The following is a 7,915-nucleotide window of genomic DNA, read 5'->3' as shown; positions in this document are numbered from 1 at the left end:
CCGCCCCCCCCCCCCCCCCCCTCCTCCCACCCCCACCCCCCCCCCCCCCCGCCCCCCCCGGCGGGGCCCCCCCCCCCCCCCCCTCCTTCGTGTGGTGCAGCGAGCTGACTCAGCGCTGACCCGTCTCCTCGGAGCCACCGTGAAGTTCACCGACGAACTGATCGGACTTCGCGTCCTCGAGGACCGCAGCCTCAAGCTCGTCGTGGTCACCGTGGTGCTGAGCCGCTTCGAGCTCGGCAGGCGTGACGGGGGCGATGCGGTCACGGAAGTAGAAGTTGGTCCAGCGGTTGCGACGCTTCGCCTTCTTCAGCTCCTTGCCCTCAAGGCCGGAGGTGTCGATGTTGCTCGGGGCCTGAGCCTCGTAGCCGACCAGACGCCAGCGGGTGAACTCGTCGACCTCCTCGTGCGCCTCGAAGAAGCGACCCTCGGGGGTGCGCACGATGCGACCCGACTCACGGCCGTGCAGCACGAGGTCACGGTCGTGACGCTGCAGGCTGAGGCAGATGCGCTTCGTCACCCAGAAGGCGATGATCGGGCCGAAGATCACGAGGAAGCGGAACAAGTACGTGATGTCGTTGATCGACATGTGCAGCTTGATCGCCATGATGTCGTTACCGGCCGCGAACATGAGCACCGCGTAGAACACCGCGAAGCCCATACCGATGGCGGTACGCGTCGGAGCGTTGCGCGGACGGTCGAGCACGTGGTGCTCGCGCTTGTCGCCGGTGACCCAGTTCTCGATCCACGGGTAGATCGCGATCATGCCGAAGAAGATCGGCAGCAGGGCGATCGAGCCCGGGAAGATGTTCATGCTCCAGGTGTGGCCGAGAGCGACGAACTCGAGGAAGCCGGGAAGCAGTCGCAGCGCACCGTCGGCGAAGCCCATGTACCAGTCAGGCTGCGAACCGGCGGTCACCTGCGTCGGCTCGTACGGACCGTACGCCCAGATGGCGTTGATGCCGACGAGGCTCGAGATGAGAGCCGTGATGCCGAAGACGATGAAGAAGAAGCCGCCGGCCTTGGCCATGTACACCGGCATGAGCGGGAAGCCCACGACGTTCTTGTCCGTGCGACCCGGGCCGGGGTACTGCGTGTGCTTGTGCACGACGAGCAGGATGAGGTGAGCCGCGAGAAGCGCCACCATGATGGCCGGGATGAGCAGGATGTGCAGCGAGTAGAAGCGGGGGATGATCATCTCGCCGGGGAAACCGCCGCCGAAGAGGCCGTACGAGATGTACGTACCGACGATCGGCGTGGAGAGGATGAAGCCCTGCATCGCTCGGATACCCGTACCGGACAGGAGGTCGTCCGGGAGGGAGTAGCCCATGAAGCCCTCGATGATGGCCAGCATGAACAGCAGGGTTCCGATGACCCAGTTGATCTCACGCGGCTTGCGGAAAGCACCCGTGAAGAACACGCGGAACATGTGCATCATGATCGACACGACGAACAGCAGAGCCGCCCAGTGGTGGAGCTGACGGATCAGCAGACCACCGCGGATGTCGAACGAGATGTCGAGGGTCGAGGCGAAGGCCTCGGACATCTGGATGCCCTGCAGCGGCACGTACGAGCCGTTATAGGTGGTGTGGCCCATCGACGGCACGAACCAGAAGGTGAGGAACGTACCGGTGATGAGCAGGATGATGAAGGAGTACAGCGCGACCTCACCGAGCATGAAGCTCCAGTGATCCGGGAAGACCTTCTTCATGAGGAAGCGCACGCCCTTGGCGGCGCCGCTGCGCTCGTCGATCCAGTTCGACACACCCGCCAGGCCGCCCTTGGGGTCCTGACGCTGCGTCGTCGGAGCGTGCGAGTCGCGCGCGGAAGCAGCGGTGCTCACGACTTGAGTTCCTTCCCGTTGTCTTCCCAGAAGCTCGGTCCGACCGGGCGCTTGAAGCCCTGGTCAGCCACGAGGTAGCCCTCGTCGTCGACGGAGATCTTCAGCTGCGGCAGCGGGCGCTTGGCCGGGCCGAAGATGACCTTGCAGTCGTCCGTCATGTCGAACGTGGACTGGTGGCAGGGGCAGAGCAGGTGGTGCGTCTGCTGCTCGTAGAGGCCCACCGGGCAACCCACGTGCGTGCAGATCTTGGAGTAGGCGACGATGCCGTCGACACCCCACTGACGCTGACGCTCCGACTTGATCTTGGCCTCGTCGAGACGGACGAGGATCACGGAGGCCTTCGTCTTCTCGTTGAGGGGGTGCTCGGTGTCGTTGACACCCTCGGGCAGGACGTGGAAGACCGAGCCCAGCGTCACGTCGGACGCGCGGATGGCGGTGCCTTCCGGGTCACGCATGAGACGACGGCCGCGCCCGTTGATCTTCGTGTCCCACATCGTCTTGACGAGGTCGAGCTTCGGCATCGGGCCCAGGCCACCGAGGAGGGGGAGGGCGACCGGCACGGCGAACAGGCCGAGCGCGCCACCGAGCGTCCACTTCAGGAGCGGGCGACGCTTGAGCTGAGCAGCCTCGGCGCCACCGGTCATGATGTTGGCGGCGGCTTCCCAGGCCTCGTCGTCCGACTTCAGCTCGTGACGCTCTTCGATGACCTCTTCGTCCGGCATGATCGTCTTCGCCCAGTGGACGGCACCGAGGCCGATACCGAGCAGCGACAGCGCCAGCGTGAAGCCGAGAACGAAGTGAAGCGCCTTGGTCGGGCCGACGAACGGGATCGTCATGACCGAGTTCTTGTCGATCGCGAAGTAGGCCACGACGAACAGCACCGTGGCGAGCATCGACATGATGAACAGGGTTGCGACCTGACGCTCGGACCGCTTGGCAGCAGCCGGGTCCTCGTCACCGAGACGGTGGACGTGCGGCGGGAGGCCGGGGTTCTCGAAGCGGTCGGGAAGTGCGCCCGTGCCCTCGATGTGCCCGTCGTTCAGGCTGACCGGAGCGTAGTCCGACGAGCCCTCACCCGGGTGCGCCGAAGCGCCGGATTCATTCATGTTCTTGCGATTCCTGTCTGACGAGTCAGATCCGAAACGGGGAAACTTCATCAGGCCGCCTTACGTCCGAGCCACACGGCCACACCGATGCACAGGCCGATACCGAACGTCCAGGCGAACATGCCCTCCGTCACCGGGCCGAGAGCACCGAGGTTGTGACCGCCCTCAGCAGGGTCGTTCTCGACGTGCTTGAGGTAGGTGATGATGTCCTTCTTGTCCTGCGGCGAGAGGTTGGTGTCGTTGAACACCGGCATCGACTGCGGGCCCGTGACCATGGCCTCGTAGATGTGCTTGCCGCTGACCGACATCAGGGTCGGGGCGTACTTGCCTCGCGTCAGGGCGCCGCCCTGGCCGGAGGCGTTGTGGCACATGGCGCAGTTGACGCGGAAGAGCTCGCCACCCTTGGCGGCGTTGCCGCCCGGGGTCGTGTACTCCTTCTCCGGAACGCTCGGGCCGGGGCCCAGGCTCTGGACGTAGGCAGCCATCTGCGCGATCTGCTCGTCCGAGAACTGGACGTTGTTGCGCTGGGCCTGCGTGTTCGGAGCCGCGAGCGGCATGCGGCCGGTGCCGACCTGGAAGTCGACCGACGCAGCGCCGACGCCGACGAGCGACGGGCCGGAGGTGGTGCCGGTGGCGTTGGTGCCGTGGCAGGTGGAGCAGTTCGAGAGGAACAGCTGCTTACCGGCCTTGACGTCCTCGGCGCTGGCGCCGGCAGCCTTGGCGGTCTTGGGCGCGAACGCGGCGTAGAGGCCACCGGTCACCACGAGGGCGAGAAGCAGCACGACGAACAGGGCAGCCGGGTGTCGGCGGCGGGCGGCGAGAGTGCTCACGAGAACATCCTGTCGACGGTCGGGGAAATGATGCGGCGCGGTTCGTGGCGCATTACTTCAGGAGGTAGATGGTGGCGAACAGTGCGATCCAGACGACATCGACGAAGTGCCAGTAGTAGGACGTGACGATGGCGCCGGTGGCCTGGTGGTGGCTGTAGTTCTTCGACGTGAAGGTACGGCCGATGATCAGCAGGAAGGCCAGGAGACCCAGGGTCACGTGGATGCCGTGGAAGCCGGTGGTGATGTAGAACATCGAACCGTAGGCGTCACTGTCGAGCGAGATGCCCGCCTCGTGGAGCTCGGAGTACTCCAGCACCTGGCCGGACACGAAGATCGCGCCGAACAGGTAGGTGAGGGAGTACCACTCGCGCATGCCCCACTTGCCGACCTCGAGAAGCTTGCCCGTGCGGTGCGGGATGCCGTGCTCGGCCTTGAACACGCCGAGCTGACACCACACGGACGAGATCACGAGGACCGTCGTGTTGATGGCCGCGAACGTGACATTGAGGTGATGCGTGCGGTCATGCCACAGGTCACCTGCCACGGAGCGGATCGTGAAGTACATCGCGAACAAGCCGGCAAAGAACATGAGTTCGCTTCCGAGCCACACCATCGTGCCAACGGCAGTCAGGTTGGGTCGGGTCGCCGGTCCGTGCCCGGCGGGGATGCCGTGTTCGCTCGTCTGAGCTGTAGTTGCGGTCGCCACCCGGACATTATGTCCTGCCCATTCCCCGATCGCGCACGCGGCCCCCCGAAGAGACACACTTTTGTTACTTCCGCTGTGAGAGCACTGGGTTTCGCACGGGTTCGAGCTGTGGGTGTGATGCGCGTCGTTCCGCGCATCGGGAGGCGGCACAGGGTGAGTCGGCGGCGGGCCTAGAGTTGGGGAGAACCCGTCGTCCGACACCAGCGAGGTATCGCAATGCAGTGGCCGCAACTCGTCTCACACCTCGTGCGAGGTGAGGACCTCAGCTATGAGCAGGCTCGTGGGGCCATGGACGCGATCATGTCCGGGGAGGTGTCGCCCGTCCGGATGGCTGCGTTCCTCGTGGCTCTTCACTCCAAGGGCGAGACCGTGCAGGAGCTTCAGGGCCTCGCGGACGTCATGGTCGAACACGCGCGCGCTCTCGAGGTGCCGGGCCCGACGCTCGACATCGTCGGCACCGGTGGCGACATGGCACACACGGTGAACATCTCGACGATGGCGTCTCTCGTCTGTGCCGGCGCCGGGGTGCGAGTGGCCAAGCACGGCAACCGGGCGAGTTCCAGTTCGACGGGCACTGCGGACGTCCTGGAGGCTCTCGGCGTCGATCTCACGACGGAGCCCGAGCGTCTGCAGGCCGAAGCGCTCGAGGCCCCCATGACCTTCCTCTTCGCGCAGCTTTTCCACCCCGCCATGCGTCACGCGGCGACGACGCGCCGGGAACTCGCCGTTCCGACGGCCTTCAACTTCCTCGGTCCGCTGACCAACCCTGTGCGCCCTGCGGTGGCCGCGGTCGGGTGCGCGAACAAGGCGATGGCCCCGGTCATGGCGGGCGTGTTCGCCGAGCGCGGCACGGATGCGGCCGTTTTCCGCGGTGATGACGGGCTCGACGAGCTCACCCTGGCCACGACGTCGACGGTGTGGTGGGTGTTCGACGGCGCGGTGGAGGAGCACGTGCTCGGCCCGCAGGACGTCGGTCTCGAAACGGCACCGCTGGAAGCCTTGCGAGGTGGCCAGGCGGACGAGAACGCCGAGGTCGTGCGCCGTCTGCTGGCCGGCGATCACGGTCCGGTGCGTGACGCCGTCCTGTTCAACGCGGGGCTCGCGTTGGCCCTGACGGAGCAGCAGGCGAGCGGTGAGCGCTTCGGTGGACGTGGCGATCTTGCCGAGGCGGTGCGAGCCGGCGTCGCCCGGGGCGCAGAGGCCATCGACTCCGGTGCTGCTGCCCGAGTTCTCGACGGTTGGGTCGAACGTTCCCGCTCGGCGTCGCGCTGACGATGGCTACGGTGTACCCGTGATCACCGCAATTGTTCTCATCGAAGCCGAGGTCTCCCGCATCCCCGAGGTGGCCGCGGAGCTCGCCGATCTCGACGGCGTCGACGAGGTCTACTCCGTGACAGGCGGTGTCGACCTCATCGCCATGGTGCGCGTTCCCTCCTACGAGGACCTCGCGCCTGTCATCTCCGATCGCATCAACAAGGTCGCCGGCGTGACGGGCACGGACACGCACCTCGCGTTCCGTACCTACTCCAAGCACGACCTCGAGGCCGGCTTCGACCTAGGCCTCGACGGCTGAGAACCCCTCACGAAGCGCGCTCTTCCTCCCACGCGAGTTCGCGAGCCCGCTCGACGAGGGGATCGAGCCGTGACAATGCCCCGCCGGCACCGCCCACGGGGCTGACCCACGGGAGATCCGAGTCGACCACGCGGGTTCCGGGGCGCTCGAGCCAGCGCAGCACGACGTCCGTCTCCTCCGGGAGTGTCTCGTCGGTGGGCGACACCGCTTCGGCGAAGAGGGCGAGTGACTCGATGACGGGGCGCGGGTCCTCCCCGCGATTCGCGTGTGCCGACCCCGCGAGCCGTCCGTAGCGGACGACCGCGAACTCCCAGCCTCCTCCGGCGCGTGGTCGGGCAGCGACGAAGTGGGGGTTCTGGACGAGCGGGGCGCGCCGCTGGTGACGATCGGTGCCGCGCAGCATCTCCACGAGGGCGTCGCGCGTGGCGCGGGCTTCTTCGAAGCGCTCGTCGGTGGCCAGGCGAGTCAGACGTCCTTCGAGATCGGAGACGAGCGTCGAGGTGCCGGACTCGAGCTCCTGGCGCAGAGCCGTCACGATCGGCGCGTAGGCCTCCGGTGTGAGTTCGCCGAGGCAGGGGGCGTCGCATCGGTCGATCTCGGCGAGAACGCACGGGGGCGCGCCCTTGTTCGAAATCGGTTGAGTGCACTGGCGGATCCGGCGCACGTCGTGGATGGCGTCACGCGCGGCGCCGGCCGCGGTCTTCGATCGGAACGGGCCCACGTAGAGGGCCTCGTCGTCGCGTCGGGAACGGACGACGGACAAGCGGGGGAAGCGCTCGTCGGTGACCTTGAGCCATGCGGCCTTCTCGGGCCGGGCGGAGCGTCGATTGAAGCGAGGGCGGAACTCTGCGATCAATCGGATCTCGCGCACATGAGCTTCGAGCGCGGTGGCGCAGGGGATCGGCGTGACGGTGTGCGCGAGGTCGACCATGAGGCCCATTCCGCGCCGCTTCTCGGAGGCCGTGAAGTAACTCTTGACTCGACGCTTAATGTTTCCCGACGTGCCGACGTAGAGCGGAACGCCCTGCTCGTCCTTGAAGACATAGACGCCCGGCGCCTCGGGTAGGCCGTCGGCCATCGTCGCGCGACGGCGACGCGCAGCGGGCACCTTGGCGCCGAAGACGAGGAGATCCTCGCGGGATGTCACACCGAGTGAGCCAGCGCGGGCGAGGAGAGCGTGCAGCACGTCGACCGTGGCTCGCGCGTCGGCGAGAGCGCGGTGATTGGGAGTCGTGTGAGCACCGAAGTGTGCGGCCAGGGTTCCGAGGCGGTGGTTGCGCACCTCGTCGCGTGGGACGAGGGCGCGAGCGAGCTTCACCGTGTCGACGACGTCGGGGGCGGGCCAGTCGATGGCGTGGCCGGCGCACGCGGCTTTGAGGAAACCGACGTCGAATCCGGCGTTGTGGGCCACGAGAACGCTGTCATGTCCGAGGAACTCGAGGAAGGCCGGCAGAACCCCCGCGATGCGTGGGGCGTCGTACACCATGCTCGTCGTGATGCCGGTGAGGCGCTGGATCTGGACGGGGATCTCATGGCCGGGGTCGACCAGGGTGGCGAACTCTCCCAGGATCTCGCCGCCGCGCACCTTTACGGCGCCGATCTCGGTGATGCCCTCGGCCTCGGGGCGCCCGCCCGTCGTCTCGAGGTCGACCACGACGAACGTCACGTCGACGAGGGGCGTGCCGAGGTCACTGAGCGACGTCTGCACGCCCGTCTGCGCTGTCGTGATCTCCATGCTCCGCACGGTAGATGCCGGCACCGACAACCCCTTGCTCCTCGAGGCTCGATGGCGCCGGCCATCGGATGAATTCCGCTGAATGGCGGGGTTGTCGGTACCCGCACCTACCGTCGTCGTCACAA

At 66.8% G+C, this 7,915-nt stretch carries 7 protein-coding genes; 2 read left to right on the top strand and 5 right to left on the bottom strand.

Annotated elements, in window-relative coordinates:
• Positions 1-109: 109 nt before the first annotated feature.
• From K9D12_RS11775 to K9D12_RS11760, 4 genes are read right to left on the bottom strand one after another with little or no spacing between them, the layout of a single operon-like run.
• Positions 110-1,840 carry a cytochrome bc complex cytochrome b subunit gene (locus K9D12_RS11775; protein WP_129663104.1) on the bottom strand — a complete coding sequence of 577 codons (1,731 nt, stop codon included), beginning with the start codon at positions 1,838-1,840 and terminating at the stop codon, positions 110-112.
• Positions 1,837-2,946 carry a ubiquinol-cytochrome c reductase iron-sulfur subunit gene (locus K9D12_RS11770; RefSeq protein ID WP_129663106.1) on the bottom strand — a complete coding sequence of 370 codons (1,110 nt, stop codon included), beginning with the start codon at positions 2,944-2,946 and terminating at the stop codon, positions 1,837-1,839. The genes K9D12_RS11775 and K9D12_RS11770 overlap by 4 nt, the downstream gene beginning before the upstream one ends.
• A gap of 50 nt (positions 2,947-2,996) precedes the next feature.
• Positions 2,997-3,776: a c-type cytochrome gene (locus K9D12_RS11765; protein WP_047311474.1), complete on the bottom strand. Its 780-nt coding sequence runs from the start codon at positions 3,774-3,776 to the stop codon at positions 2,997-2,999.
• A gap of 52 nt (positions 3,777-3,828) precedes the next feature.
• The gene (locus tag K9D12_RS11760; RefSeq protein ID WP_082128771.1) at positions 3,829-4,482 is read right to left on the bottom strand and encodes a heme-copper oxidase subunit III; all 654 of its coding nucleotides are present in this window, start codon (positions 4,480-4,482) and stop codon (positions 3,829-3,831) included.
• 216 nt (positions 4,483-4,698) lie between these two features.
• On the opposite strand from K9D12_RS11760, the gene trpD reads away from it, so the two are divergent.
• Together trpD and K9D12_RS11750 are read left to right on the top strand one after the other, a co-directional pair.
• Positions 4,699-5,754: an anthranilate phosphoribosyltransferase gene (gene trpD / locus K9D12_RS11755; RefSeq protein ID WP_129663108.1), complete on the top strand. Its 1,056-nt coding sequence runs from the start codon at positions 4,699-4,701 to the stop codon at positions 5,752-5,754.
• 19 nt (positions 5,755-5,773) lie between these two features.
• On the top strand, positions 5,774-6,055 hold the full coding sequence (locus K9D12_RS11750) for an Lrp/AsnC family transcriptional regulator (protein ID WP_129663110.1): 282 nt from the start codon (positions 5,774-5,776) through the stop codon (positions 6,053-6,055).
• A 7-nt stretch (positions 6,056-6,062) separates the two neighbouring features.
• On the opposite strand, the gene K9D12_RS11745 is transcribed toward K9D12_RS11750, so the two are convergent.
• A complete protein-coding gene (locus tag K9D12_RS11745) occupies positions 6,063-7,790 on the bottom strand; it encodes a DEDD exonuclease domain-containing protein (protein WP_223060317.1) in 1,728 nt (575 codons plus the stop codon).
• Between the last annotated feature and the right edge of the window lie 125 nt (positions 7,791-7,915).

This window comes from Dermacoccus sp. Tok2021 (assembly GCF_019895135.1).
Classification (GTDB): domain Bacteria; phylum Actinomycetota; class Actinomycetes; order Actinomycetales; family Dermatophilaceae; genus Dermacoccus; species Dermacoccus abyssi.
The sequence above is the reverse complement of the archived record's forward strand: the minus strand, read 5'-3'. Positions and strand labels throughout refer to the sequence as shown.

Coding starts and splice junctions, on each gene's coding strand:
- K9D12_RS11770 (WP_129663106.1), bottom strand. CDS start 2,946: ATGAATGAATCCGGCGCTTCGGCGCACCCGGGTGAGGGCTCGTCGGAC.
- trpD (WP_129663108.1), top strand. CDS start 4,699: ATGCAGTGGCCGCAACTCGTCTCACACCTCGTGCGAGGTGAGGACCTC.
- K9D12_RS11745 (WP_223060317.1), bottom strand. CDS start 7,790: ATGGAGATCACGACAGCGCAGACGGGCGTGCAGACGTCGCTCAGTGAC.